Source organism: Cupriavidus sp. LA-1 (assembly GCF_055385985.1).
Genome location: NZ_AP031387.1, coordinates 3977982 through 4004653, shown reverse-complemented (window position 1 = coordinate 4004653; position 26672 = coordinate 3977982). Strand labels below are relative to the sequence as shown.

Genomic DNA, 26672 nt, shown 5'->3' with positions numbered 1-26672 from the left:
CTTATGACGCGGATCGGGCCCAGCGCATGGCGGGCGGGCCGCCGCGGCGTTCGAAGGCATAATGCCGCACTTCCCGGCTGAATTCCGCGCAGACATGCGTCATCAGGTCGACTGAGCGATAGACCAGGAATACGTGGAAATCCGGCAGCTCGTCCTGGATCGGCAGCGCTACCAACTGGTCGCTGGCGAGCTGCAGCGGGCCGCCGGTGCCATGGAAGACGAAGTCCGACCACATGCTGATCAGGTCGGTACGAGTGGCCAGTTGCAGCCCGAGCAGGTTCGACGCGCTCTGCACCACCCGGCGCGGCATTTCCATCCGGTGCAGCCGCATCAGGCTGGCCAGCGGGCTGCCGGCATCGTCGACCGGATCCAGCACCAGCCAGTCGGCGTCGTGCAGCGGCCGCAGCCGTCGCGCGCGCCGCAGCGGGTGCCCGGCGCGCACCGCCAGCTTCATGCCCACCGAGAACAGCGGCTCCCATTGCAGCGAGGCCGAGCCCGGGCCGCTGTTGGTGGAAATCAGCCCCAGGTCCAGCCGCCCTTCGCGCAGGCCTTCCTGGATCTGCTGCGGGCGCAACTCGAAGGCGCGCAGCGCCACGTTCGGGAAGCGTTGCCGAAACGCCGCCATGGCCGCGGGCAGCGGGCCGCTCGAGGCCACCGCGGTGAAGCCGATGTTGAGCTCGGCCTCGGCATGGCCGCGGATCGATTCGATGTCTTCCAGCGCATGCCGCAGCTCCTGCTCGACCACGCTGGCGCGCTTGACCAGCGCCAGCCCGTACGCGGTCAGGCTGACGCCTCGCACCGAGCGCGACAGCAGCGTGACGCCCAGCTCGCGCTCCAGCTCGGCGATCGCCTTGGACAGCGCCGGCTGCGAGATATGCAGCGCGCGCGCCGCTTCGTGGATGCTGCCGTGCTCGGCCACGGCCAGCAGGACCCGCAGTTGATGCAGTTTCATCGTTTCCGCTTCCTGTTCCTGTTCCAGGCTGCCGTGCGCCATGCCCCGGCGCGGGGCAGCGCGGGCGCCGCATCGCGCACTGCCACGGTCCAAACCGCGCCCGCCTGGGTCTTGCCGGCCACCTTCAGTAGTTATCCCGATACCGGGACTGCACCAGTTATGACGGTGATTCGATCTGGTTATCAGGATGAAAATATATGATTTTTTGTCCCGGCCCGTTTGCCTGAATACTCAGCGCCACAGGTTGCCAACCTGACTGCCACGCGAACCTTCTCGTCGGGACTCAAATACACCAGCCCCCCGCGCGTGCCGCCCCCACCAGTTCGTGGAGACAATGCATGAACGACGCCACCCTCGCGACACCCGCCACCGTCGCCGCCGCTCCCGCCGCCAGCGCCCCCCGCACGCAAAGCCAGTTCCACCTGATCGCGGCGTGCTCGCTGGGCAATGCGCTGGAGATGTTCGACTTCACCGTCTACAGCTTCTTCTCGCTGCTGATCGGCAAGCTGTTCTTTCCCTCCGACAGCGCCTATGGCTCGCTGCTGCTGGCGGTGGCCACCTTCGGCATCGGCTTTGTCATGCGCCCGCTCGGCGGCGTGCTGATCGGCAGCTACGCTGACCGGCGCGGACGCAAGTCGGCGATGACGCTGACCATCGGCCTGATGGTGGCGGGCACGCTGTGCATCGCGCTGGCGCCGCCGTATGCGTCGGCCGGCATCTTCGGCTCGCTGATGATCCTGGCCGGCCGGCTGCTGCAGGGCTTCTCGCTCGGCGGCGAGATCGGCGCCTCCACCGCGATGCTGATGGAGGCAGGCGGCGTCAAGGGCCGCGGCTGGCGCGTGAGCTGGCAGCTTGGCAGCCAGGGCATCTCGGCGATGCTGGGCGCGCTGACCGGCGCCACCTTGTATGCGGTGTTGCCCACCGCGTCGCTGGAAAGCTGGGGCTGGCGCCTGCCCTTCCTGGTTGGCCTGCTGATCGCACCCGTGGGGCTGTATATCCGCGCACATCTCGATGAAACCCACCAGGCCGATGCCGACTCGCCCAGCCCGCTCGGCGAGCTGTTCCGCAACCACTGGGCCACCGTGCTCAAGGGCATCCTGGCGACCACCGCGGGCACGGCCACCATGTACCTGGTGGTGTTCTTCATGCCCACCTACATGATCCGCGTGCTGCATATGCCGGCGTCGCTGTCGTTCCTGTCCGGCTGCGTCACCGGGCTGACGCTGACTGCGGTGTCACTGTTTGCCGGCCGCCTGGCCGACCGGCTCACCGCGCGCAAGCCGCTGGTGGTGGCCTCGCTGGTGCTCAGCATGCTGGCGGTCTATCCGGCCTTCTGGCTGATCAATGCCTATCCGAGCGTGCCGCTGGTGCTGTGCGTGTCGGCGCTGTTGACCGCGCTGGTCAACCTGGGCACCACGCCGATGTTCCTGATGATGCTTGAAATGCTGCCCGCCGGCGTGCGGGCCAGCGGCCTGTCGGTGATCTACAGCGTGGGCGTGACCGTGTTCGGCGGCTCGTCGCAGTTCATCGTGACCTGGATGCTGGCCCGTACCGGCAATCCGATGTCGCCCGCCCTCTACATGCTGGTGTGCGGCGTGATCACGCTGCTGGCCGTATCGCGCATCCGCGAAACCCGCGCCCATTGAAGTCAACCATTCCGGAGAACCGACCCATGACCCGCGCCCCGACACTCAAGCCATTCCAGTACCTGCCGCACCTGCTGCCCGCCATCGGCATCGACGCCGACACCTTCGTCGGCATCCGCCGCCAGATCCACGCGCAGCCGGAGCTGGGCTTCGAAGTGGGCGCAACCAGCAATCTGGTGGCGACGCTGCTGGCCGAATGGGGATACGAGGTCCACACCGGCGTCGGCAAGAGCGGTGTGGTGGGGCAGCTCAGGCGCGGCAGCGGCACGCGGCGCCTCGGCATCCGCGCCGACATGGATGCGCTGCCGATCGTCGAAGCCACCGGCCTGCCCTACGCCAGCCGCGTGCCCGGCAAGATGCACGCATGCGGCCACGACGGCCATACCGCGATCCTTCTGGCCGCGGCCAGGGCGATCGCCGACAAGCCTGACTTCGACGGCACGCTGAACCTGATCTTCCAGCCTGACGAAGAGAACCTGTGCGGCGCGCGCGCGATGATCGAGGACGGCTTGTTCGAGCGCTTCCCGTGCGACGCAATCTTTGCGCTGCACAACATGCCGGGCGTGCCCGCGGGCTCCTTCCGCGTGCTGCCGGGACCGGTAAGCCTGTCGTCGGACGTGGCCGACGTGACCGTGCGCGGCGTGGGCGGGCACGGCGCGATGCCGCATCGCGCGCGCGACCCGATCGCGGCGGCGGCCGCCATCGTCACCGCGCTGCAGACCGTGGTCGCGCGCAATGTCGCGCCGGACGACACCGCGGTGGTATCGGTCGGCTTTATCCGCGGCGGCGCCACACACAACGTGATCCCGGAAACCGTGACGCTGGGCCTGAACGTGCGCGCCGCGCGGCCCGACACGCGCGCACTGGTCGAGCAGCGCATCCGCGAGATCGTCGCGCTGACCGCGCAGGCGCATGGCGTGGAAGCCCAGATCGACTACCGCCAGCTGACGCCGCCGATGGTCAACGCCGAGGCCGAAACGCTGCTGGCACAGCGCGTCTGTACCGAGCTGGTCGGCGCCGCCAACGTGGTCACGCAGGCGCCGAAGGGACTCAACGGCAGCGAGGATTTTGCGTGGATGCTGAATGCCGTGCCCGGCTGCTACCTGATCCTGGGCAACGGCGAAGGCGAATTCGGCGGCTGCATGGTGCACAACCCTGGCTATGACTTCAACGACGCGGTGCTGCCGCTGGGCGCGGCGGCCTGGGTGCGGCTGGTGCAGACCTATCTTGCGGCGTGATCACGGCTGATCACGCTTGCCGGGGCCCTGCGCCCCGGCGCGCGTCGAGCTCGGCATTCATCTGCGCGGCCTCGCCCAGCACATAAGCCAGCCGCCGCAACGGCCGACTGCACTGCACGTGCAGGTACAGGTAGCTGGCGCCGCCGGCGACCAGCATCACCCCATAGCCCCACAGCAGCATCGGCACCATCTGCTGCGCAAGCGGCAGTGTGCGCCAGGCGCTGGCCAGCACCGCGGCGGCGGGCGCCAGTGCCAGCAGCAGCCCCACCGTGCGCGCCGCCCCCTCCCATAGCCGCAGTTGCAGGGCCACGCGCCGCTGCCGCGCTGCCAGCTGCGCCGGCGGGATGCGCGCAAGCTGCCGCAGCAGCGCGTCTTCGGCCGCGCGCTGGCGGTCCATCTCCGCCGCCTGCCAGCGCAGCGGGTTGCGCAGCCTGGCCAGTACCGTGCCGGAGTGCGCCAGCCCCGTACCCACATAGCAGGCGGCCGACAAGGCCAGCAGCGCCTCGAAGGTGCGCAGCGACCACAGCGGCAGCGGATGTTTCAGCCATAGCCGCCAGACAGCCAGGGCCGCGCCGCTCAGCAGGGTCGCCAGCAGCGCGGCGATAAAGGCTGCCCACAGCATGCGCCCGGGGCGGCTGGCGCGCGCCGGGTCGGCAGCCGGCGCGCGCGGCGTGGGCGCGTTGAGCGCTTCAAGCAGTTCGTAGGTAGACGGCAGCCTGGAATACATGGTCGGCCCGGATGGCGAGGAACCCCGCCATTTTGCCGCACCGCGCAACGGCGGATCACCGGCCGCTGCAAGTGCGCCGGCCCGTACCCACCGCTGCGCTTCGTGCGCGCACCGTCACACCATATATCCAATTGCGTACCCCGGCGTACGTCCGCAGACCGTCCGATCAGGCATCCAAGGCGAAATTGCGTACCCCAGGTATCGAATCAACTGATCTCCCTTCTGTTTATCCCACCCCGCTTGCGGGAATAGGATCGACTCCAGCGAAATTCCCACCATTACCGGAGACAAGATCATGGCAAAGATGAGAGCAATCGACGCGGCAATCGCCGTGCTGGAGAAGGAAGGCGTGACCACGGCATTCGGCGTGCCGGGCGCGGCCATCAACCCGTTCTACTCGGCGATGCGCAAGTCGGGCAACATCAATCACGTGCTGGCCCGCCACGTCGAGGGCGCCTCGCACATGGCCGAAGGCTACACCCGTGCCGAACCCGGCAATATCGGCGTCTGCGTCGGTACCTCGGGCCCCGCCGGCACCGACATGATCACCGGCCTGTACTCGGCCTGGGCGGATTCGATCCCCATCCTCTGCATTACCGGCCAGGCCCCGCGCGCGCGCCTGTACAAGGAAGACTTCCAGGCTGTCGATATCGAATCGATCGCCAAGCCCGTGACCAAGTGGGCCGTGACCGTGCGCGAGCCGGCCCTGGTGCCGCAGGTGTTCCAGCAGGCCTTCCACATCATGCGTTCGGGCCGTCCGGGTCCGGTGCTGATCGACCTGCCGTTCGACGTGCAGGTGGCCGAGATCGAATTCGACGTGGACACCTACCAGTCGCTGCAGCCGTACAAGCCGGCGGCCTCGCGTGCCCAGATCGAGAAGGCCATCGCCATGCTGAACGCGGCCGAGCGCCCGCTGATCGTGTGCGGCGGCGGCGTGATCAACGCCGACGCGTCGGAACTGCTGGTCGAGTTCGCCGAGCTGGTCAACGTGCCGGTGGTGCCGACCCTGATGGGCTGGGGCGTGCTGGCCGACGACCACCCGCTGCAAGCCGGCATGGTCGGCCTGCAGACCTCGCACCGCTACGGCAACGCCACCCTGCTGGCTTCGGACTTCGTGATGGGCATCGGCAACCGCTGGGCCAACCGCCACACCGGCAGCGTCGATGTCTACACCAAGGGCCGCAAGTTCGTGCACGTCGATATCGAGCCCACCCAGATCGGCCGCGTGTTCGGCCCGGACCTTGGCATCGTGTCGGATGCCAAGGCCGCGCTGGAGCTGTTCGTCGAAGTCGCCCGCGAAATGAAGATGGCCGGCCGCCTGCCGTGCCGCAAGTCGTGGGTGGCCGACGTGCAGAAGCGCCGCCGCACCATGCAGCGCAAGAGCGACTTCGACAACGTGCCGGTCAAGCCGCAGCGCGTGTACCGCGAGATGAACCAGTACTTCCCGCGCGACGTGCGTTATGTCAGCACCATCGGCCTGTCGCAGATCGCCGCCGCGCAGTTCCTGTCGGTCAACGAGCCGCGCCACTGGATCAACTGCGGCCAGGCCGGCCCGCTCGGCTGGACCATCCCGGCCGCGATCGGCGTGAAGACCGCCTCGCCGGATTCGGACGTGGTGGCGATCTCGGGCGACTACGACTTCCAGTTCATGATCGAAGAGCTGGCCGTGGCCGCGCAGTTCAAGGTGCCGTACATCCACGTGGTGGTGAACAACTCCTACCTCGGCCTGATCCGCCAGGCGCAGCGCAACTTCGAGATGGACTACTGCGTGCAGCTGGCCTTCGACAACGTCAACGCCCCTGAGCTGAACGGCTACGGCGTGGACCACGTCAAGGTGGTCGAGGGCCTGGGCTGCAAGGCGATCCGCGTGTTCAAGCCGGAAGACATCGCCCCGGCCTTCGCCGAAGCGCGCGACCTGATGGCCGAGTTCTCGGTGCCGGTGGTGGTCGAGGTGATCCTGGAGCGCGTGACCAATATCGCGATGGGTACCGAGATCGACAACGTCAACGAGTTCGAGCCGATCGAAGACCTCGAGGACATCGAGGAAGCGATCCTGAAGGAAGAAGTGGAAACGGCGTAAGCAACACCATTCCAACATGGAAGCGCGGGCTACGGCCCGCGCAAATCCAGCGCCCCTGCATCACCGGTTCTGCACCGGCAGAACGACAACACAACTAAACCGGAGAGACTCATGACTAAACTTGCGGCCAACCTCACCATGCTGTTCAACGAAGTGGGTTTTCTCGACCGCTTCGAAGCCGCCGCGCGCGCGGGCTTCCGCGGCGTGGAATTCCTCTTCCCGTATGCGTTCCACGCGGACCAGATCGCTGACCGCCTGAACCGCTTCCAGCTGGACCTGGTGCTGCACAACCTGCCCGCCGGCAAGTGGGACGCGGGCGAGCGCGGCATTGCCTGCCACCCGGACCGCGTCGGCGAATTCCAGGACGGCGTGGGCGAGGCCATCAAGTACGCCAAGGTGCTGGGCGTGCGCCAGCTGAACTGCCTGGTCGGCATCCAGCCGCAGAACGTCAAGCGCGAGCAGGCGCAGGAAACGCTGGTGGAAAACCTGCGCTTCGCCGCCAGCGCGCTGGCCGCCGAGCATATCGACCTGCTCATCGAGCCGATCAACACCTTCGACATCCCCGGCTTCTTCCTGTCGCGCACGCAGCAGGCGCTGGACCTGATCAAGCAGGTCAACGCGCCCAACCTGTACGTGCAGTACGACATCTATCACATGCAGCGGATGGAAGGCGAAATCGCCAACACCATCAAGGCCAACCTGCCCAAGATCAAGCACGTGCAGCTGGCCGACAACCCGGGCCGCAACGAGCCGGGAACCGGCGAGCTGAACTACCACTTCCTGTTCAAGTTCCTGGACGAGATCGGCTACAACGGCTGGATCGGCTGCGAGTACAAGCCGAAGACCACGACCGAAGCCGGCCTGGGCTGGCGCGCCGACCACGGCGTGCAGTAACCGGTTACCACCTACGCCAACCAAGACAGACCTAAGCTCATTCAAGGAGACATCAATATGGCAAACCAACGCAACGTCGGCTTCATCGGCCTGGGCATCATGGGCGCACCGATGGCGGGCCACCTGCGCGCCGCCGGCCACACGCTGTTCGTGCATGACGTCAACCCGGCCCCGCAAGCGCTGGTCGATGCAGGCGTGACCGTCTGCACCAGCGCCGAGGAAGTCGCCAAGCGTGCCGACATCATCGTCATCATGGTGCCGGACACCCCGCACGTCGAAGCCGTGCTGTTCAGCGAAAAGGGCGTGGCCGCCGCATTCAAGGCTGCCGGCAAGGAAGCCAGCCACAGCAAGATCGTGGTCGACATGAGCTCGATCTCGCCGATCGCCACCAAGGACTTCGCCGCGCGCATCAACAAGCTGGGTGCTTCGTACCTGGACGCGCCGGTGTCGGGCGGTGAAGTGGGTGCCAAGGCTGCGTCGCTGACGATCATGGTCGGTGGCCCGCAGGAAGCCTATGACCAGGTCAAGCCGCTGTTCGACCTGATGGGCAAGAACGTCACGCTGGTCGGTGGCAACGGCGACGGCCAGACTACCAAGGTGGCCAACCAGATCATCGTCGCGCTGAATATCCAGGCCGTGTCCGAAGCCCTGCTGTTCGCCTCCAAGGCCGGTGCCGATCCGGCCAAGGTGCGCCAGGCGCTGATGGGCGGCTTCGCCGCCTCGCGCATCCTGGAAGTGCACGGCGAGCGCATGGTCAAGCGCACCTTCGACCCGGGCTTCCGCATCGAACTGCACCAGAAGGACCTGAACCTGGCGCTGCAGGGTGCCAAGGCGCTGGGCGTGGCCCTGCCCAACACCGCCACCGCGCAGGAGTTGTTCAACACCTGTTCGGCCAACGGCCTGGGCAAGCAGGACCACTCGGCCCTGTGCCGCGCGATCGAGATCATGTCCAACCACCAGATCGCCAAGTAAGCAGTAACTCCGTCGTCCCCGCCCCGCGGGGACGACACGCTTTCGCTGTCAGTCTGTACCCAGTCAGTACCAGGATTCCTCATGCTCGCCACCGAACCCCAAGCCGCCCTGCTGTCGCCCCAGCGCCCGGCAGGCCATCCCGAACAGATCAGTCCCCGCGCGCTGCTGCGCGACCTGTTCGATACCGCGGTCGCTTCCGTCAGCGCCAGCCACTGCCTGCCGCCGCACCTGCCCGCGCCGCCCAAGGGCCGCACCGTGGTGATCGGTGCCGGCAAGGCCGCCGCCGCGATGGCGCAGGCTGTGGAGGCCAACTGGCAAGGCGAGCTGTCGGGCCTGGTGGTGACGCGCTACGGCCACGGTGCCGACTGCAAGCGCATCGAAGTGGTGGAAGCCGCCCACCCCGTTCCCGACGAAGCCGGCCAGCGCGCCGCGCAACGCATGGTGGAACTGGTGCAGGGCCTGAGCGCCGACGACCTGGTGCTGTGCCTGATCTCCGGCGGCGGCTCGGCCCTGCTGGCCGCGCCTGCGCCCGGCCTGACGCTGGCCGACAAGCAGGCCATCAACAAGGCGCTGCTCAGGAGCGGCGCCAGCATCGGCGAAATGAACTGCGTGCGCAAGCACCTGTCGGCCCTCAAGGGCGGCCGCCTGGCGCTGCACTGCGCCCCGGCACGCGTCGAGACGCTGCTGATTTCCGATATTCCCGGCGATGACCCGACCCTGATCGCAAGCGGCCCGACGCTGCCCGATGCGACCACCTGCGCCGACGCGCTGGCCGTCATCGCCAAGTACGGCATTGAAGTCCCCGCGAACGTGCGCGCCCACCTGGAAAGCGGCGCTGGCGAAACGCCCAAGCCCGGCGATGCCCGCTTCGACGGCCACCGTCACGTGACACTGGCCACCGCGCAGCAATCGCTGGAAGCGGCAGCCGCGCGCGCGCGTGAACTGGGCTACGAGGCCCACATCCTGTCCGACTGCATCGAAGGCGAAGCGCGTGAAGTGGCCGAAGTGCATGCCGCCATTGCGCGCCAGGTTGCGCAGCGCGGCCAGCCCTTCAGCAAGCCCTGCGTGATCCTGTCCGGCGGCGAGACCACCGTGACCGTGCGCGGCAAGGGCCGTGGCGGGCGCAATGCGGAGTTCCTGCTGTCGCTGGCGGTGGCGCTCGACGGCCTGCCCGGCGTGCACGCGATCGCCTGCGACACCGACGGCATCGACGGCTCCGAGGACAACGCCGGTGCGATGCTGTCGCCGGACACGCTGACGCGCGCCGGCGCGCGCGGCCTGTCGGCGCGCGCGCACCTGGATAACAACGACGGCTATGGCTTCTTTGCCGGCGTCGACGACCTGATCGTCACCGGCCCGACGCGTACCAACGTGAATGACTTCCGCGCGATCCTGATCGTGTAAGCCCGCGGCAGCCAGCGCAGTACCGTCGTACCGAAGCTGTAGTTCACCTGAACAGCATTACCCGGCGCGCCACGTGGCGCGCCGTCCGAGAATGGAAGAGGAGACATCATGAGACGCCAGCGCAAAGCGAAGATCGTAGCCACGCTTGGACCCGCAAGCACCGACATCGCGGTGATCCGCGAACTGTTCGAGGCGGGCGCCGACGTGTTCCGGCTCAACTTCAGCCACGGCACGCACGAAGACCATCGCGCGCGCTATGACGCCGTGCGCAAGGTCGAGGCCGAGACCGGCCGCCCGATCGCCATCCTGGCCGACCTGCAGGGCCCGAAGCTGCGCATCGGCACCTTCGCCGCGGGCAAGGTCGCGGTACGTACCGGCGACGTGTTCGTGCTCGACAGCGATCCCACGCCGGGCGACGGCACCCGCGTCTACCTGCCGCACCCCGAACTGTTCGCCGCCGCGCAGCCGGGCCAGTCGCTGCTGATCGACGATGGCAAGGTACGCCTGTCGATCGAAGCCGTGACCACCGGCACCATCAGCACGCGCGTGGTCAACAACGGCACGCTGTCCGACCGCAAGGGCGTGAACGTGCCCGACGCCGTGATCCCCATCCCCGCGCTGACCGCGAAGGACCGCAAGGACCTGGACTTCGCGCTGTCGCTGGGCGCCGACTGGATCGGCCTGTCGTTCGTGCAGCGCCCGTCGGACATCGTCGAGGCGCGCGAGATTGTCGGCACCCGTGCCGGCATCCTGTCCAAGATCGAAAAGCCGGCCGCGCTGCAGCAGCTGGAAGAGATCGTGCGCGTGTCCGATTCCGTGATGGTGGCGCGCGGCGACCTCGGCGTGGAGCTGCCGCCCGAGCGCGTGCCCGGCGTGCAGAAGCGCATCCTGCGCGTGTGCCGCCAGCTGGGCAAGCCGGTGGTGATCGCCACGCAGATGCTGGAATCGATGATCGACTCGCCGGTGCCGACGCGCGCCGAAGCGTCGGACGTGGCCAGCGCCATCTATGAAGGCGCCGATGCGGTGATGCTGTCGGCTGAGTCGGCCAACGGCCGCTACCCGGTGCCGGCGGTGTCGATGATGAACCGCATCGTCACCGAGGTGGAGCGTGATCCGCTCTACCGCAACCTGCTCGACGCCCAGCACGAGACCCCGCTGAACACGCGCCAGGATGCAATCTGCGCGGCGCTGCGCGAAGTCACGCAGATCATCGGCGCGGCCGCGACGGTGACCTATACGTCCTCGGGCGCCACCGCGCTGCGCGCCGCGCGCGAGCGGCCGTGCGCGCCGATCGTCAGCATCACGCCCAACCTGGAAATCGCGCGCCGCCTGGCGATTGCGTGGGGCATCCACTCCACCGTCAGCCCGGATGTGCAGAGCGTGGACGAAATGGTCGAAGCCGCCACGCGCGCGGCGGTGGCCGAAGGCTACGCCGTACCGGGCGACCAGATCACCATTGCCGCGGGCATGCCGTTCGGACAGGGTGGAACCACCAACCTGCTGCGCGTCGCCGAAGTGGGCGCCAGCGCGGCGGCAGCCGCACCGGTTGCGCGTGAGGCTGCCTTGGCCTGACAACGCCGCTTGCGTTCCCGTCCCGGAACGCTCTGATCATCACGGAACCGGGTGCAAGCCCGGTTTCTTTGTTTTGCCGCACACCGCCTGCGTTGCCCGTCTCCAGGGCAAGTGGGTGGTGTCTTTTTTTATTGTGCGCCTGGATGCCGCTGGCTGCCGGCGCAGGCAGTGCCACCCGCCGGATTGCTATACTGGTTGGCACCCCTTTCAAGTCGAACTCCCCCTGTTTCGGAGCCCCCATGCGCCTAGATGACGAAGCCGAAAGCCAGAACGTTGAAGACCGCCGCGGCGGATTCGGCGGCGGGTTCGGCGCCGGGCCCAAGACCATCGGCATCGGCACCATCGTCATTGCGCTGGCTGCGTCGTATTTCTTCGGCATCGACCCGAGGCTGATCATGCAGGGCGCCTCGGTGCTGCAGGGCTCCGGCCCGCAGCAGCAGCAACATCAGCAGGTGAACCGCCCGCCGGCGACAGACCACATGACCGTGTTCACGCGCAAGGTGCTGGGCAATACCGAGCGCACCTGGCAGCACATCTTTGAAACTCAGCTGAACCGCCGCTATGTGCCGCCCACGCTGGTGCTGTTCTCGGGTGCGACGCCCACGGCCTGCGGCACCGGCCAGTCGGCGATGGGCCCGTTCTACTGCCCCGGTGACCAGAAGGTCTATCTCGACCTGGCCTTCTATGACGAATTGCGCCAGCGCTTCGGCGCGGGCGGCGACTTCGCCCAGGCCTATGTGATCGCGCACGAGATCGGCCACCATGTGCAGAAGCTGCTGGGCGTATCGGACAAGGTCGACAGCGCGCGCCGCCGCATGGGCGAAGCGCAGGCCAACCAGCTGTCAGTGCGCATGGAACTGCAGGCTGACTGCCTGGCCGGCGTCTGGGCCACCACCGCGCAGCGTGCCAACCAGCAGCTGCTGGAACCGGGCGATGTCGAGGAAGGCCTGAAGGCCGCCGCCGCGATCGGCGACGACCGGCTGCAACGCCAGGCGCAGGGCTATGTCGTGCCGGAGGCCTTTACCCATGGCTCCAGCGAACAGCGCGTGCGCTGGCTGCGCCGCGGCATCGAGTCCGGCGATCTCCGCAAGTGCGACACCTTCGCGTCGCGCGACCTGTAAGCACGGAGCCTGCCCCGGCCTCCGGAAGGTCCGGCATGTGCTGCTGGCGTTGTCCGAGGCAGACGCATGCACGCGGATGCCGCAGCGGGATCACAGAATAGAAAAGCGCCTGCCAGGCGAAGAGAGAAGGAGGAGGAGGTCGGCCGGGCAGGCGGGAGAGAAAACTTGCGGCCACCGTAGTGGCCGCCTGGGTGCTTCAGGAAGACCCTTGAAGACCGTATGGGGGGTCAGACGCGATAGCCGTAGAGCGAACCGTCGCCCGTACGCGAGTTGTCGAGCGCGCGATCGGCAATTTCACCGGTGAAGCTATGCGCGCCTTCGCTGAAGCTGTCGAACTTGCCGCGGCGCGAACCTTCCGAGTACGGGTCGAAGCGGCCGGCGCGGGCCCCGTCGGTGTACGTATCGAACTTGCCTTGCTTGGCGCCGTCCGTATACACGTCGTACTTGCCGACCCGCAGCGCGTCGGCATACACATCAAACTTGCCAACCTTGCTGGCAGTAGCGGGGGCAGCCAACGCTGCAGCGGACGCGGCTACCGCCGCGAACACGAGCGCGCCGCCGAGGATACGTCTGGCGATCATTTGGGACTCCTTCAACTGATTTCGTCTTGCTTTCTTGTATGGACCGGGAAGAGGCTCCGGCCGCTCTGCAATCTATGTTGCGATACGAGCACGGACTGAAGATTAGTCACAGTCCACGCAAGCAGAAATACCGCTGCGACGAATGGTGTGTTGCGAGTCGTGAAACGACAGGCTTGCCGATGAATGGTGTCCGCGGATCGCCGGGAACAAGCCGCACGGCGCGCGCGCGCGTGGCCCTGGCGGCACGCGCCAGGGCGGGATCAGCGCCGGATCAAAGGGTGTACTGGCCGCTGGCTTCCGGCTGGAAGGCGATCTCGACAACACTTGCCTGCTGCTCGCGGCCGTCGGGCAGGCGGTAGCTGACGGTCTGCCCGGCGCGCGCGCCCAGCAACGCCTGCCCCACCGGCGACAGCACCGACAACCGGCCGGCATCGAAGTCCGCCGCATCGGGGTAGACCAGCGTCCAGTTGCGCGGGGCCTGCTCGCCCGGCAGGCTGCACACCACGCGGGTGTTCATGGTGACCACATCGGTGGGAATCTCTTCCGGCGCGACGATGGTGGCGCGCGCCAGCAGGCTGTCGAGCATGTCCTCCAGCTGGGCCGAGCCGGCGCGGCTGGCGATGCGCTCCAGGCGGGTGACGTCGAGGTCGGTCAGGTACAGGGCAACGGAATGGGTCTTGGCGGCCGTCATGGCGGGTCCTCCGGCAGTCATGGGTTGGCGCGGCCCGGCCAACATGGCAGGCGGCGGCGGTCAGGTCTTGCAGGTTTGGCATGCCGCGCGGCAGCGCGGACATCAACGGATCGGCGAAAGCCTTGCGGCGATTGCCGGCAACAGCGGAAACGCTGGCTCGGGCCCGGTTCGGCCCGGGCCCCGCTTTGGGAGACGAATCAGGCTGGGAACCGGGCGGAATCAGGCGGTGCGCTGATCCGGCGGGGAGACATCGCGCGCGTGGCGCGCTGGGGCAGGCTGCTGGCCGTGGCGATCGCGAACGCGTGCGCGCGGCCGGTCCGCATCAGGCGGGCAGGCGCGTCGGGCATCGGCGTCAGGCGATCAGTCATGGTCATGCGGAAAGTAGGATTAGGGCAGCGGCAGCTTCTCTGCACTGGCAAGCCAGGTAAGTCATCGCTCACCAGCTTCGCTGCCGCCGGATCTGTGCACCGTGCTGGTGCGAATCCGGGAACAACCATCGTAGCACAGCAGCGCGCACGTTGGTGTCACCCATTGGAGGCATGGCCAGCTTCATGTGCCGCTTCATGCGTGCCGGCATGGCATTCGCACGCGGCACCGGCGGCGGCCTGCTGCAGGTTCTGCAGGATGCCGCACCCGCTGGCGGGCTGGTGGTGGCGGCAGGTCTCGCGCAGCACGCGCAACTGCCCTTCCAGCGCCTCCAGCGCCACGCGCTGGGCGTGGATCTGGGCGATCTGGCGATCGAGCAGTGAGTTGATGTCGCCACAATCCTGCGACGGGTTGCGCTCGAACTCGCGCAGCCGCCGCACGTCCGACAGGCTCATGCCCAGCGACCGGCAGTGGCGCACGAAATTCAGCTGCACCAGGTGGCCGTCGTCGTAGCGGCGATAGCCGTTGGCCTCGCGCCGGGGCGCGTCGAGCAACCCTTCGCGTTCGTAATAGCGGATGGTCTCGACGTCGCAGCCACTGGTACGGGAGAGTTCGCCGATGCGCATGTGATTGGTCCTTCGCGTTACACCCTGTAACTACTACAGGGTTATCGCTAGTGTAGGCCAGTCTCATGCCTCTTGCAGAAGTGCCGGACGCGGCAAGCATTCCCGGCGCGACGCCGTTGCGGACGGCGCCTGCACCAGGCGGCATCCTGTAGAATTCCTTCGACTTCTACCGATAAACCGTCCCCCGTGGTGCGCTCCATCCGGCTACTCCTGCTGGTCATGATGCTGGTCTTCCTGCCCCTGCCGGGCTGGGCCGCCGCGTTCGCGCACGCCGCGGCGAGCACCGGTGAAGTCCCGTCCGCGCCCGCAGCCGCCATCGTCGACGACGAGGCTGTCGAAGCCGCCGCAACGGGCAACCCGTCGCCGGCACCCGAGTCCGCGGAGCCGCAGTGGCAGCCCGGCGCCGACCTGGCCGAGCAACTGCTGCCGCCATCCCCCCTGCGCCTGGCGGCCTGGGCCGGCCGCGCCGGGCCGCCGCACTATGCCGGCGCCCCGCTGCCCGAACCCGACCTGCCAAGGCTGCCGCGCCCGCCGCGCGCCTGATTCCCACTGGCGCGGCCCGCCCGCGCCCGCCTGTTCCTGCGCGCCGCGCCTCACCGTGCTGCGCGCGCCTGCGGCTGGTCCGCATCCTTGCTGTATCCGCTCGACACACCACTGCTCCACACACACATGAAACGCGTACTGCTTTTCCTGGCGACCAACCTCGCCGTCATGCTTGTCCTCAGCATCACCGCCAGCGTGCTGGGGGTGAACCGCTACCTGACCGCCAACGGCCTGAACCTGGGCATGCTGCTGGCATTCGCCGCCCTGATGGGCTTCGGCGGCGCCTTTATCTCGCTGCTGATGTCCAAGACCATCGCCAAATGGTCGACCGGCGCGCAGGTCATCACCCATCCCGGCACCAGCACCGAGCTATGGCTCGTGCAGACCGTCGAGAAGCTGGCGCAGCGCGCCGGCCTGCCGATGCCGGAAGTGGCCATCTACGAAGGCGAACCCAACGCCTTCGCCACCGGCGCGACCAGGAACAGCTCGCTGGTGGCGGTATCCACCGGCCTGCTGCAATCGATGTCCCATGAGGAAGTGGAAGCCGTGCTGGCGCACGAGGTCGCGCACGTGGCCAACGGCGACATGGTCACGCTGACGCTGGTCCAGGGCGTGGTCAATACCTTCGTCATCTTCCTGGCGCGCGTGGTCGGCTACTTCGTCGATTCGATGCTGCGCAAGAACGACGAGGAATCGCGCGGCCCGGGCATCGGCTACATGGTCACGGTGGTTGTCTGCGAGATCGTGTTCGGCATCCTGGCCAGCATCATCGTGGCCTGGTTCTCGCGCCGCCGCGAGTTCCGCGCCGATGCGGGCGCGGCCGGCATGATGGGCACGCCGACGCCGATGGTGGCCGCACTGCGCCGCCTGGGCGGCCTGGAGCCGGACGGACTGCCGCAGAACATGCAGGCAATGGGCATCGCCGGCGGCAAGTCGTGGATGGCGCTGTTCTCGAGCCACCCGCCGATCGAGCAGCGCATTGCCGCGCTGCAGTCGGCGCGCTGATACCAGGGTTCAGTCGAACACGCGGCCGCGCAGCGACTTGACCTCGCTGCGCTGGCTCTTGCTTTCCAGCCGGCGCTGGCGCGACGCCCGCGTCGGCCGTGTGGGCCGGCGCACGCGCGGCGGCACGGCCACGCTGCGCACCAGTTCGTGCAGCCGCCGCACCGCTTCGTCGCGGTTCTGGTCCAGGCTGCGGAACTGCTGCGCCTTGATCACCACCACGCCATCGCGCGTAATGCGGTGGTCATGCAGCGCCAGCAGGCGCTCCTGGTGGTCGGGCGCGAGCGAGGACGCGCGCACGTCATAGCGCAGATGCACGGCATTGGACACCTTGTTGATGTTCTGGCCGCCCGCACCCTGCGCCCGGATCGCGGTGATCAGGTATTCGTGGTGGGGGATGACAAGGTCGTCGGTCATGGCCGCATCATAGCAAGCGCCCCGGCGCCCGCTAACGCCACGAGTAACCGATGCCGACGCCATAAGTGATCTGGTTGCGCGTACCGCGCTGGGTCACGATGGGGCTGTCGGCGGCATCGCCGGTCAGGCGCTGGCCGTACACCATCGCCCCGCCATACCAGTGCTTGTCGAACTGGCAGATCAGCGCCAGCCAGCCGGTGAACTGTTCCAGGCCGCCGCCCGGGTTGTAGACCGGCAGCCCGCTGGCCGCCGAATCCGACGGGGTGACGCCGAAATAGGTGCGGTTGAAACTGCCGCTGACCCACGTCGCGCCCAGCCCGACTCCCGCGTAGACCCGCGGGTGCAGCGGCACCCAGAGCGAACCCGTTGCAGCGACATGCGTGCCGCCATAGACGACGCCGGCATTGGTCATCACGTTGACACCGCCTCGCAGCCGCCAGGGGATGCGGCCTTCGTTCAGGTATTCGTAGCCGATATACCCGCCGGCCTCGACGGTGGTGTCAATCTCATGCACGCGCGACACCACGGGATCGTCCACATTGCTGCGGCCCAGCCGCAATCCTGCCGCCGGCCCCCACTGGAACCCGGTCAGCCCGCCGAAGTTGAACTGGGCATAGGGCCCATACCATTCCAGCAGCCGGCCACCCGGCGTGACATAGCGCAGGCCAGGCACCACGCCGACCATGCGGTCCTTGCCGCCCGCGAACTCAGTGGTGGAGCCGATACCCAGCCCGACCATATTGGGCAGGGAGCCGGGCAGGCTCAGCGGCATCGCGTCCGCAGAGGTCGCTGCAGCCGCCGTGAGCGCCAGTGCTGCCAGCGCCCGGCGCAGGGGCATCGTTGAGATCGCCATGGTGGTTCCCCGAGGCGCCGCACGCGGCACGGCGCGCCCAGCTTGCTTGGATCGGGTGAATTTATCAGCACCGGGGCGCGCTACGGCGAGGCGCGTTCTGAAAGTTTTCAGTGGGCGATATAAGCCAAGCCGCACCGCGGGAGGTCGTACCAGGGCGGATCTGTGGCGTTACGGGGCTTCATCCCTGATGCCAGACAGCGAAAATCGCGCGCAACTAGCGCAAAATGTTCGATGTCAGTATTTTGTCATTGGGACGCCCTTGTTCGGATTGCTGTGACGCGTATCCCCGCCAGCGGCGCAATAGAACGATCAGGAGCCCTGCGAGCAAGATTCCCGCAAAAATATCGACAAGGTAATGGGCGCCAAACGGGATCGCCGAGTAGATCATTGCGATATTCAGCGCCGCGGAAGCCGGAAAGACCCATCGGACATGCCGCACTGCATAGGCGAACAATACGGCATCAGCAGCGTGGAGGGACGGCATCGATATAAGCCCCTGCCCCGCGTCCAGATCGAAAACGGTCATCTCGCCTGCGCGCAGCGCGTAGAACTGCGACCACGGCGATTCCTGAGGCGCGCCAGAGAAACCGAAGTGAATCATCGGGTTGGATGCCGGAAACGGCGCAGAGATCAAGATGACGGTAACAGCTGCCGCCATGAACAACAAGACAAAGTCGGCAAGGTCATCGGTACGCCTCGTAACCCCGAGCACGATAATCGTGAACACAACCTGATAGGTGTACGACAGGTAGACTTTGCTGAGCGCGACGCTGACGAAATGGTGCTTTGTCTGCCATGTGTACAGATCCGGCCAGTGGAATCCGAGCATCGCATCGAGCGCGATCAGGTCGTTGTCTATCACCGGCGGGGCGAGAGAAACACAGAGGTTTTGCAGGATGAGCGCTGCATAGGTGAACAGCATCATTACCGCCAGTGCGTCCACGAGCGCGCAACCTTCGCGAAAATGGAAGCGCAGTGCGAGTTGAGAGTAACGCGATAGGCGAGAGATGCCACGAAGGATGACCGCTGAGACGGCTACTATCAGCGAACCTGATGTATGCTGCGCCATCGCCCCGGTTGCCACCGCGAATCCGGCTCGTTGCAACCAGAGGTAATCGACCGCGGCGACGACGACGAGGGTGGCCCAGGCGGCGATATTAAGGCACGCGGACGCAGAAAGCGGAACGCGGGCGGCGATAGGGACATTCAGGGCGTTCGGATGTCCGGCGACTTCGATTTCGCGCATTCCCTCCCCCTTGTATCCTGTTCAATTTTGTCTTTCTTCAGCTTGCCCGCGCTGCGCAGCAATGTTCAGTGCCGATGTTCACGACATGGCGGGCTGGTTCCCGGGCAGAAACTAATCAATTTGCGAGTCCCGTCGAAGAAGGATTCTGCCGCCGCATTATTTGATTCGTAGCGCACGCAAACACCTGATCGTGTTGCGATGATGGTAGCGGGCCGTATTGGAATACAAGAGTAATCTGAAGCAGTAGGCCGTCTGGCCGATGGACAACCCACTCAATCCCGACAGCACCCCTGTCCTACGAGCCGATTCCCTGAAAGGCGCATCAGCTCAGAATCGAACGGGCCCGGAGCTGGATCCGACGCCTACCGTCAAGCGCATCGAGAGGTGGTAAAACGAGCGGAGTCACCGACTCGCGCCCGGATCCTGGCCGACCTGGCGAAGTGCGGCATTCGCCCTGGCTGGCGAGATGCGCATGAAGCCTATTGACTTTCCGGGCCTGAAGAAGCTCGCGGGGAGAGTGGGAATTTAGCGGCGATGGGAGCGTCCGGCGGGCAGTGGGTCACCAGACGTAAGCAAATGCCGTCATTTCTGACATCTATTGCCTGACGCCACAGGTGGAAAAAAGCGGGAATCCCTTGTGGGGATTGGCGCGCCCGGCTGGGATCGAACCAGCAACCCCTGCCTTCGGAGGGCAGTACTCTATCCATTGAGCTACGGGCGCACAGGACGGTTTTGCAACCGGTTTTACGGGTACAGCGGTTGCGGCGGGCGAGTGCTGCCGCAGAGAAGTCGCATAGGATACCGCTTTTACCCGGCGCCGTCCATGCGGGGCCGCCACGGGCGTCGGGGAACGTCTCGCAACCGCCGCTTTTTGGCACTGGCTGGGGGGCTTTGGCGCTATAATCGCCAGCTATTTGCGTCAAATCGTGCCCGTCGCGCCGTCGACGCAACGAGTCGACCGGGATCAAGTCCGCGCGGCTGGTTGTAGGTGACAATCGGGCCCGGTCCGGGAGACAGTCCGAAGCGCGCAAATAGCAACAGACCCAAGTCAGGCAAGGGCCGCAGGGGAGCGCGGGCGGTCCGGATGGGGCCGGATAGTGGTCAGCGAAGGGCCACACCAGGGCCAGAAAAAGCAAGCCGAGCGTAAGCGGCCAGAAGGTTTCCTGCAAAACTGAGAGTTCTGTATGAGCGACGTCCACAACGAACACCCCGAGCACGAGTCTCCCATCAAAACCCCGAAGCAATTGATCGCAGTCGTGATCGCGGCGTTCCTGGTGCCGATCATCGTGATCATCCTGCTGGTCAACTTTGTCGGACACGGCTCTACGGAAAGCGCCGGAGCCGTCACCACGGCGGAGGCCGTCAACGACCGCATCAAGCCGGTCGCCTCGCTCGAAATCAAGGATGCCAACGCGCCGCGCGTCTTCAAGACGGGCGAACAGGTCTACAAGGAAGTCTGCGCCGCCTGCCACGCGACCGGCGCGGCGGGTGCGCCCAAGTACGGCAATGCCGGCGACTGGGGCGCGCGTATCGGCCAGGGCTTCGAGGGCCTGGTGAAGTCGCTGCTCAATGGCAAGGGCGCCATGCCGCCGCGCGCCGGCAGCACCCCGGACGACTACACCGATTACGAACTGTCCCGCGCCGTGGTCTACATGGCCGACGCCGGCGGCGCCAAGTTCCCCGAGCCGGCTGCGCCGGCCGCCGCGGCGCCGACGACTGCCGCCGCTTCTGAAGCCGCCGCTCCGGCTGCTGCGGCCGCGCCGGCCCCGGCTGCTCCGGCCGCCGCCGCAGCAGCACCGGCGCCTGCTGCAGCCGCGGCACCGGCTGCCCCGGCAGCTGCCTCGGCGGATGTCGGCAAGAAGGTCTACGAGCAAGTCTGCGCCGCCTGCCACGCGGCCGGCGTGGCCGGAGCACCCAAGTTTGGCGACAAGGCCGCGTGGGCGCCGCGCCTGAAGGAAGGCATGGATGCGGTCCACAACTTCGCGCTCAAGGGCAAGGGCGTGATGCCGCCCAAGGGTGGCTACGCGGGCCCGGACGCGGATGTCCTCGCCGCCGCGGACTACATGGCCAGCGCCGCCAAGTAAGCCGGCCCGCCGCAAACCCAAAGCCCGCGCAATGTGCGCGGGCTTTTTTTCGTCCCGGGTTCGTCCCCGCAGACTGCGCGGGTGCTACACCACGCGCGAGTAGCGCGGCACGATGCGGATCGGCTGCGCGCCATCGTTGGCGGCCTGGGCGTCATTGTCCGCGCGACGGGCGGCATCTTCGCGCAGGTAGCGGTCGAACACCATCGCCACGCGCCGCACCAGCAGCCGGCCCAGCGGCGTCACGGTGATGCGGCCGGGTTCGCGCTGCACCAGCCCATCCTCGGACAAGCGGCCCAGATCGGCCAGTTCCGCCGAAAACACCCGGTTGAAATCGATGCCGTGCCGCGCCTCGATCGCGGGCAGGTCAAGTACGCCGTTGCACATCAGGTCGCCGATGATCTCGCGCCGCAGGTGGTCGTCAGCGTTCATCGCCACGCCGCGTGCCAGTGGCAGGCGGCCCTGGTCGAGCGCGCCGTAGTACGCGTCGAGCGTGCGCGCGTTCTGCACGTAGCGCCCGGCGATCGCGCCGATCGCGGAGATGCCGAGCCCGACCTGGTCGTAGCCGGCATGCGTCGAGTAACCCTGGAAGTTGCGCTGCAGCCGGCCTTCGCGCTGGGCCACGGCGAGGTCGTCGTCGGGCAGCGCGAAATGGTCCATGCCGATATAGACGTAGCCCTCGGCGGTCAGCCGCTCGATCGTGGAGACCAGGATGTCGAGCTTTTCGCCCGCGGGCGGCAAGGCGCTTTCGTCGATGCGGCGCTGCGGCTTGAACACATGCGGCAGGTGGGCGTAGCTGTAGACCGAAAGCCGGTCGGGGCGCAGCGCCAGCACCTGCCCGATGGTGCGGCCAAAGCGCGCCGCGGTCTGGTGCGGCAGGCCGTAGATCAGGTCCAGGCTGACCGAGCGGAAGCCCAGCGCGCGCGCGGCATCGACCACGGCGCGGGTCTCTTCGAAGGGCTGGATGCGGTGGATGGCCTGCTGGACTTCGGCATCGAAATCCTGCACGCCCAGGCTGACGCGGTTGAAGCCAAGCTCGGCCAGCAGCGCCATGCGGGCATGGTCGACGCGGCGCGGGTCGATCTCGATCGAGTGCTCGCCGTCGCCCGCCAGCGCGAAATGCGCGTTCAGCAGCGCCATCACGCGGCGCATTTCGTCAGGGTCGAGGAAGGTGGGCGTGCCGCCGCCCCAGTGCGACTGGATCACCTCGCGGCGCGTGCCGAGCCGGTCGGCCACCAGGGCCATCTCGCGGCCCAGATAGCTGACATAGCGGGCACTGCGGCCGTGGTCGCGCGTGATGATCTTGTTGCAGCCGCAGTAGTAGCAGATGTTCTCGCAGAACGGGATATGCAGGTACAGCGACAGCGGTGCCGGCGCGTCGGCGCGGCAGTCGGCCAGCGCGTCGTGGTACAGCGACAGGTCGGGGCCGTTGTGGAAGCGGTCGGCGGTCGGGTACGAGGTGTAGCGCGGGCCGTTGCCGTCGATGCGGCCGGCCAGCGCGCGGAAGTCGGACAGGGCGCGGCGGTCGAGCGCAGGAGAAGTCATCGCGGACGCAGTCATGGGGGCGCAGGGGACGGGTGTGGAACGCCCCATCGTAGGACCGGTCCGGCGCCGGCGGTTTGACCGCCGTCAAGCGCGGACCTTGGCGCTGCCGGCCACGCCGGAACAGCGCGCTTGCGCACGTCACATTGGTGTCATGTGTGGCGGATATGCTGCGCGCCACCGCGGCCCGCGCGCTATCCGTCCCTGCCTCTGCGATGCCAACTTCCGACCAGACTCCCTTCCCCGCGCCGTACCTGACACTGCGCGCCAACCTGCCAGCACCGGCGCGGCAACGGCGCCGGCTGCTTGCCGTCGCCGGCATGGCGCTGACCCTCCCCGGCTGGCCTGCCCTGGCGCAGGCGCGCCGCACGGTGGTGGTCGGACACCTGCTCGACCGCACCGGCGCGCAGGCCGACCTGGCGCGCGACTACCTGGCCGGGGCCAAGGTCATGTTCGACGCCGTCAACGCGGCCAACGGCCCGGTGCGCATCCTGCACGTGGTGCGCGATGCCGACCCCGATCCGCGCCGCGCGCTGGCGCAGGCGGTGTCGCTGGCAGATACCGAGCATGCCGAGCTGCTGTTCGGCCCGGGCGACCGGCTGCTGCCGGGGCTGGCGGCATCGACCGAACTCTCGCGGCGCGGCGTGCAGATCGTGGCGCCGTGGTCAGGGCTGGCGCTGGCGGCCGACAACGTCTGGTTCACCCGTGCCGACTACCAGACCGAACTGGACGCGGCGGTGCGCCAGCTGCGCAGCTATGGGCTGACCAGTATCGCACTGGCCGTGGCGCCGGACTTCGCGACGCCCTCGCTGGCCCAGCTGGAGGCGCAGACCGGCACGCACGCGGTGCCCCTGGAGGGCAGTGGCGAGGCCGCCGCCCGGCGCATCGCCGCGACCCGTCCGGGCGCGGTGATCGTGGCCGGCGACACCCTCGCCTATGCCGGCCTGGGCCGGGCGCTGGCCGCGCAGGGGTGGTACGGCTTTCTGGTCGGCCTGTCGTCGGTCAGCGCCACCGTGGCGCGCGAGATCCTGGGCAGCGGCTACAACGGCGGCATGGTCCTGACCCAGGTTGCGCCGGGGCCGCAGCAGGCTACCTTGCGGGTGGTGAAGGAGCATGTGGCCCGCATGAAGCAGTACCTGGACGAGCCGCCGTCGGCGGCGACGCTGGCCGGCTATATCGGCGCTGCGTGGCTGGCGCGGGCACTTGCCGGCGCGCGCGCAGGCGGCCCGGCCGAGCTGCGGCGCGCGCTGCAGGGGCGTGTCGACGTGGGTGACTTCACGCTCGACTTCACCCACGGCCAGCGCGGCTCGCAGTACGTCACGCTGGCGGTGTCAGGCGCGCGGTAGGGACAGGCGCGCGCGCAGGCCGCCTTCGGGGCGGTTGCTCAGGATCAGCTCGCCGCCGTGGCGCGCGGCGATGTCGGCGGCGATCGCCAGCCCCATGCCGACCCCGCCGGTGGCGCGGCTGCGCGAGGATTCGACGCGGTAGAACGGCTCCAGCACGCGCGGCAGTTCTTCGGGCGGAATGCCGGGGCCGTTGTCGCAGATATCGATCAGCACACGCCCGGGGCCGTCAGTGAGGACGATGCTGGCCGCGCCGGCATAGCGGCGCGCATTCTCCACCAGGTTCACCACGGCGCGCCGCAGCTCGGACGGACACGCCAGCAGCGGCTGCGCCTGGCCGCTGAGCGCGACCTCGTGGCCGGTCTCGGCGGCATCGTCGACCACCGCCTGCAGCAGGGCCAATACGTCCACCCGCTGGCGCGGGCCGCCGGCTTCGTCGCGGTCGCGCAGGTAGTACAGCGTGGCGTCGATCAGGCCGTTCATCTCGGCCAGGTCCTGGCGCAGCCGGTAGCGCACCTCATGCACATCCGCGCTGTCCATGCGCTCGATGCGCAGGCTCATGCGCGTCAGCGGCGTGCGCAGGTCGTGCGACACCGCCGCCAGGAAGCGCGACTGCTGCGCCAGCTGGGTGCGGATGCGCTGCTGCATATGGTTCAGCGCCTGCGCCGCGGCACGCGCTTCGGCCGGGCCGGCGCGCTCGTCCAGCGGCGCGGCGTGCACATCCTGCGCAAGCCGGCCCGCGCCACTGGCCAGCTCCTGCACCGGGCGCGCCAGCAGGCGCGCGCCGGCCCACGAGGCGGCCACGATCGCGGCGACCTGGACCAGCAGCCCCGGGTGCGGCGGCCAAGGCCAGCGCGGCGGCGGGGGTGGACGGGGCGGCATGGCTGCGGATGGCCCTACCGCCGGCGGCGAGCCCTGACGCCATGCGTCCGGCGGGGGCGGCGGCCCGCCCGGTCCACGCGCTGCGTCACGCGGCATGTGCGCGCTGCCCGGGCGCGGGAACAGGCTTTCGATCACGGTCATGCCCAGCAGGTGCATGGCCAGCATGATCGCGGCCATCACCACGAACAGCCGCAGGAACATCGAGTCATGGCGCGCCAGCCGGCCCATCGCCATCATCCTTCCAGCGCGGCGGTGAAGACGTAGCCCTCGCCGCGCACGGTGCGGATCAGCGTGGGATCGCGCGGGTCGTCGCGCAGCTTCTGGCGCAGCCGCGAGACCAGCAGGTCGATGCTGCGGTCGAATACATCGAGGCCACGGCCGCGCGCCTGGTTGATCAGCAACTCGCGGTCAAGCACGCGGTTGGGCTGCTCGACGAAGGCCAGCAGCAGGCGGAATTCGGCATTGGACAGCGGCACCACCACATCGTCGTGGTCGACCAGCTGGCGCAGCGTGGTGTTCAGGCGCCAGTCGCCGAAACGCATCTCATGCCCGGACCGCGCCGCCGCCTGGCGCGCGTCGGCGCCGTTGCCACGGACACGCCGCAGCACGGTGTGGATGCGCGCCACCAGCTCACGCATCTCGAAGGGCTTGGTGACGTAGTCGTCGGCGCCGACTTCCAGCCCGACCACGCGGTCGGCCAGTTCGGCACGCGCGGTCAGCATGATGACGGCGACGCCGGTGTGCGCACGCAGCTCGCGGCACAGCGCCAGGCCATTCTCGCCGGGCAGCGACAGGTCCAGGATCACCAGGTCATAAGGCGCGGCGGCCATCGCGTGCCGCATCTCGGCACCACCTCCGACGCCATCGGCCTGCATGCCGAAGGTGGACAGGTAATCGGCCAGCATGGTGCGGATCTGGGGATCGTCGTCGACGATCAGCAGGCGGATCGGGAGCGTGGGGGCAAATTCCATAAGCGAAGGGATCGGCATATGCCGGCGGCAAGGCCGGTGCTGGGGGCATGCGGTGCCCAACTTTACCAGCCTGCGATGCCCCCACTATGCCGGTTTTGTATCAGCGCTGATACGCAGTCCTGCCGGCCGGCAGTCCTTTGTACGCGATTGCAATGCCGGCCTGACCAAGTGCTCAAGCATTGGCGCGTGCCCTTCCCTAGCATGGACCGGCAGTTGACCCGAGCCAACCGCGGACGCCGCGCGGCACGCTGCCGCAAAGCGTGTCCGCCTTCACAGGAGAACGCCATGCCCTTCCGTCCCTCCCGCCTGCGCACCGCCTTGTCGGCGCTGGCGCTGTGCAGCGCATGCCTGCTGGCCACGCCGGCATGCGCGCTGCAAGCCGGCCCGCCGCCCGTGGGCGCGATGCCTGTGCCGCCGATCGGGCATCCAATCGGGCATCCAACCGGGCATCCAACCGGGCATCCAACCGGGCATCCAACCGGGCATCCAACCGGGCCGGCATCCGCCGAATCCCTGGGACTGAATGCCGCGCAGACGCAGCTCTGGCAGGCCGCGCACAGCGCCACGCGCGAAGCCGAGGCCCATGCGCTGGAACTGCACGCCCGCCTGCTGCGCGAGACCGCCGACGAAGCCCCCGACGCGCCGCTGCGGCCGCGCGCGCAGGCCATGGACCGCCTGCACGATGCGCTGGAGCAGGACCGCCGCGCGGTGCGCGAACGCTGGCTGGCGCTGGATGACAGCCTGGACGCAGCCCAGCGCCGGCGCCTGCACACCGCGCCTGAAGCCGCGCGCTGGCTGGGCCTGCCGCCGGCGGGCGCGATGATGATGCCGCCGCCGGGCGGACCGCAGCGCTAGGTTCGCGGCCGCCGCAAAAAAAATCGCCCCCGCACGCTCGCGCGCCGGGGGCTGAATAACAGGGAAG

General features: G+C 68.0%; 25 protein-coding genes and 1 tRNA gene. 14 read left to right on the top strand and 12 right to left on the bottom strand.

Annotated features, from left to right (window positions below):
- Position 1: 1 nt before the first annotated feature.
- The gene (locus ACZ5MJ_RS18675; protein WP_464221370.1) at positions 2–952 is read right to left on the bottom strand and encodes a LysR family transcriptional regulator; all 951 of its coding nucleotides are present in this window, start codon (positions 950–952) and stop codon (positions 2–4) included.
- Here ACZ5MJ_RS18675 and ACZ5MJ_RS18670 point away from each other — a divergent pair.
- From ACZ5MJ_RS18670 to ACZ5MJ_RS18660, 3 genes are all read left to right on the top strand, one after another.
- Entirely contained in the window at positions 941–1153 is a 213-nt protein-coding gene (locus ACZ5MJ_RS18670) for a hypothetical protein (protein WP_464221369.1), read from the top strand. The two genes, ACZ5MJ_RS18675 and ACZ5MJ_RS18670, sit on opposite strands and share 12 nt — an antisense overlap.
- A 137-nt stretch (positions 1154–1290) precedes the next feature.
- Positions 1291–2598, top strand: a complete 1308-nt coding sequence (locus ACZ5MJ_RS18665; RefSeq protein ID WP_464221368.1) for an MFS transporter — start codon at positions 1291–1293, stop codon at positions 2596–2598.
- A 26-nt stretch (positions 2599–2624) separates the two neighbouring features.
- Complete coding sequence (locus ACZ5MJ_RS18660) at positions 2625–3836, top strand: M20 aminoacylase family protein (protein ID WP_464221367.1); 1212 nt, start codon at positions 2625–2627, stop codon at positions 3834–3836.
- Between the two features lie 10 nt (positions 3837–3846).
- Here ACZ5MJ_RS18660 and ACZ5MJ_RS18655 read toward each other — a convergent pair whose 3' ends face one another.
- On the bottom strand, positions 3847–4563 hold the full coding sequence (locus ACZ5MJ_RS18655; protein WP_464221365.1) for a hypothetical protein: 717 nt from the start codon (positions 4561–4563) through the stop codon (positions 3847–3849).
- A gap of 295 nt (positions 4564–4858) precedes the next feature.
- Here ACZ5MJ_RS18655 and gcl point away from each other — a divergent pair, with 295 nt between their 5' ends.
- From gcl to ypfJ, 6 genes are all read left to right on the top strand, one after another.
- A complete protein-coding gene (gene gcl / locus ACZ5MJ_RS18650; RefSeq protein ID WP_464221364.1) occupies positions 4859–6643 on the top strand; it encodes a glyoxylate carboligase in 1785 nt (594 codons plus the stop codon).
- 111 nt (positions 6644–6754) lie between these two features.
- Positions 6755–7537, top strand: a complete 783-nt coding sequence (gene hyi, locus ACZ5MJ_RS18645) for a hydroxypyruvate isomerase (protein ID WP_464221363.1) — start codon at positions 6755–6757, stop codon at positions 7535–7537.
- A 57-nt stretch (positions 7538–7594) separates the two neighbouring features.
- Positions 7595–8509 (top strand): 2-hydroxy-3-oxopropionate reductase, encoded by a 915-nt coding sequence (glxR, locus tag ACZ5MJ_RS18640; RefSeq protein ID WP_464221362.1) that lies wholly within the window; start codon positions 7595–7597, stop codon positions 8507–8509.
- An 81-nt stretch (positions 8510–8590) separates the two neighbouring features.
- On the top strand, positions 8591–9913 hold the full coding sequence (locus tag ACZ5MJ_RS18635) for a glycerate kinase type-2 family protein (protein WP_464221361.1): 1323 nt from the start codon (positions 8591–8593) through the stop codon (positions 9911–9913).
- Between the two features lie 108 nt (positions 9914–10021).
- The gene (gene pyk, locus ACZ5MJ_RS18630; protein ID WP_464221360.1) at positions 10022–11485 is read left to right on the top strand and encodes a pyruvate kinase; all 1464 of its coding nucleotides are present in this window, start codon (positions 10022–10024) and stop codon (positions 11483–11485) included.
- 239 nt (positions 11486–11724) lie between these two features.
- Positions 11725–12606: a KPN_02809 family neutral zinc metallopeptidase gene (gene ypfJ, locus ACZ5MJ_RS18625; protein ID WP_464221359.1), complete on the top strand. Its 882-nt coding sequence runs from the start codon at positions 11725–11727 to the stop codon at positions 12604–12606.
- A gap of 227 nt (positions 12607–12833) precedes the next feature.
- On the opposite strand, the gene ACZ5MJ_RS18620 is transcribed toward ypfJ, so the two are convergent.
- The 3 genes from ACZ5MJ_RS18620 to ACZ5MJ_RS18610 form a co-directional block, all read right to left on the bottom strand.
- Positions 12834–13187, bottom strand: coding sequence for a hypothetical protein (locus tag ACZ5MJ_RS18620; RefSeq protein ID WP_464221358.1), 354 nt, complete (start codon positions 13185–13187; stop codon positions 12834–12836).
- Between the two features lie 271 nt (positions 13188–13458).
- Positions 13459–13878: a nucleoside diphosphate kinase regulator gene (gene rnk / locus ACZ5MJ_RS18615; RefSeq protein WP_464221356.1), complete on the bottom strand. Its 420-nt coding sequence runs from the start codon at positions 13876–13878 to the stop codon at positions 13459–13461.
- 524 nt (positions 13879–14402) lie between these two features.
- A complete protein-coding gene (locus ACZ5MJ_RS18610; RefSeq protein WP_464221354.1) occupies positions 14403–14870 on the bottom strand; it encodes a Cd(II)/Pb(II)-responsive transcriptional regulator in 468 nt (155 codons plus the stop codon).
- Between the two features lie 186 nt (positions 14871–15056).
- Here ACZ5MJ_RS18610 and ACZ5MJ_RS18605 point away from each other — a divergent pair, with 186 nt between their 5' ends.
- Positions 15057–15413, top strand: coding sequence for a hypothetical protein (locus tag ACZ5MJ_RS18605; RefSeq protein WP_464221352.1), 357 nt, complete (start codon positions 15057–15059; stop codon positions 15411–15413).
- Positions 15414–15539: 126 nt separating this feature from the next.
- Positions 15540–16418 carry a protease HtpX gene (gene htpX / locus ACZ5MJ_RS18600; RefSeq protein WP_464221350.1) on the top strand — a complete coding sequence of 293 codons (879 nt, stop codon included), beginning with the start codon at positions 15540–15542 and terminating at the stop codon, positions 16416–16418.
- 9 nt (positions 16419–16427) lie between these two features.
- Here htpX and arfB read toward each other — a convergent pair whose 3' ends face one another.
- The 4 genes from arfB to ACZ5MJ_RS18580 all read right to left on the bottom strand — a co-directional run bounded on the left by arfB (position 16428) and on the right by ACZ5MJ_RS18580 (position 19652).
- Positions 16428–16832 carry an alternative ribosome rescue aminoacyl-tRNA hydrolase ArfB gene (gene arfB / locus ACZ5MJ_RS18595; protein ID WP_464221348.1) on the bottom strand — a complete coding sequence of 135 codons (405 nt, stop codon included), beginning with the start codon at positions 16830–16832 and terminating at the stop codon, positions 16428–16430.
- A gap of 31 nt (positions 16833–16863) precedes the next feature.
- Complete coding sequence (locus ACZ5MJ_RS18590) at positions 16864–17685, bottom strand: MipA/OmpV family protein (RefSeq protein WP_464221346.1); 822 nt, start codon at positions 17683–17685, stop codon at positions 16864–16866.
- A 214-nt stretch (positions 17686–17899) separates the two neighbouring features.
- Positions 17900–18931, bottom strand: a complete 1032-nt coding sequence (locus ACZ5MJ_RS18585) for a phosphatase PAP2 family protein (RefSeq protein WP_464221343.1) — start codon at positions 18929–18931, stop codon at positions 17900–17902.
- A 645-nt stretch (positions 18932–19576) separates the two neighbouring features.
- Positions 19577–19652: transfer RNA gene (locus ACZ5MJ_RS18580), tRNA-Arg, on the bottom strand.
- A 463-nt stretch (positions 19653–20115) separates the two neighbouring features.
- Here ACZ5MJ_RS18580 and ACZ5MJ_RS18575 point away from each other — a divergent pair.
- Complete coding sequence (locus ACZ5MJ_RS18575; protein ID WP_464221342.1) at positions 20116–21015, top strand: c-type cytochrome; 900 nt, start codon at positions 20116–20118, stop codon at positions 21013–21015.
- An 84-nt stretch (positions 21016–21099) separates the two neighbouring features.
- Here the strand turns inward: ACZ5MJ_RS18575 and hemN are convergent, their stop codons facing one another.
- Positions 21100–22572 carry an oxygen-independent coproporphyrinogen III oxidase gene (gene hemN / locus ACZ5MJ_RS18570; protein ID WP_464221339.1) on the bottom strand — a complete coding sequence of 491 codons (1473 nt, stop codon included), beginning with the start codon at positions 22570–22572 and terminating at the stop codon, positions 21100–21102.
- Between the two features lie 197 nt (positions 22573–22769).
- On the opposite strand from hemN, the gene ACZ5MJ_RS18565 reads away from it, so the two are divergent.
- Positions 22770–23900, top strand: a complete 1131-nt coding sequence (locus ACZ5MJ_RS18565) for an ABC transporter substrate-binding protein (protein WP_464221337.1) — start codon at positions 22770–22772, stop codon at positions 23898–23900.
- Here ACZ5MJ_RS18565 and ACZ5MJ_RS18560 read toward each other — a convergent pair.
- Both ACZ5MJ_RS18560 and ACZ5MJ_RS18555 read right to left on the bottom strand, forming a co-directional pair.
- The gene (locus ACZ5MJ_RS18560) at positions 23886–25007 is read right to left on the bottom strand and encodes a sensor histidine kinase (protein WP_464223755.1); all 1122 of its coding nucleotides are present in this window, start codon (positions 25005–25007) and stop codon (positions 23886–23888) included. The genes ACZ5MJ_RS18565 and ACZ5MJ_RS18560 overlap by 15 nt on opposite strands.
- A gap of 5 nt (positions 25008–25012) precedes the next feature.
- Positions 25013–25750 (bottom strand): response regulator, encoded by a 738-nt coding sequence (locus tag ACZ5MJ_RS18555; protein ID WP_464221336.1) that lies wholly within the window; start codon positions 25748–25750, stop codon positions 25013–25015.
- Between the two features lie 285 nt (positions 25751–26035).
- Here ACZ5MJ_RS18555 and ACZ5MJ_RS18550 point away from each other — a divergent pair, with 285 nt between their 5' ends.
- On the top strand, positions 26036–26605 hold the full coding sequence (locus ACZ5MJ_RS18550; RefSeq protein WP_464221334.1) for a hypothetical protein: 570 nt from the start codon (positions 26036–26038) through the stop codon (positions 26603–26605).
- Positions 26606–26672: the final 67 nt, after the last annotated feature.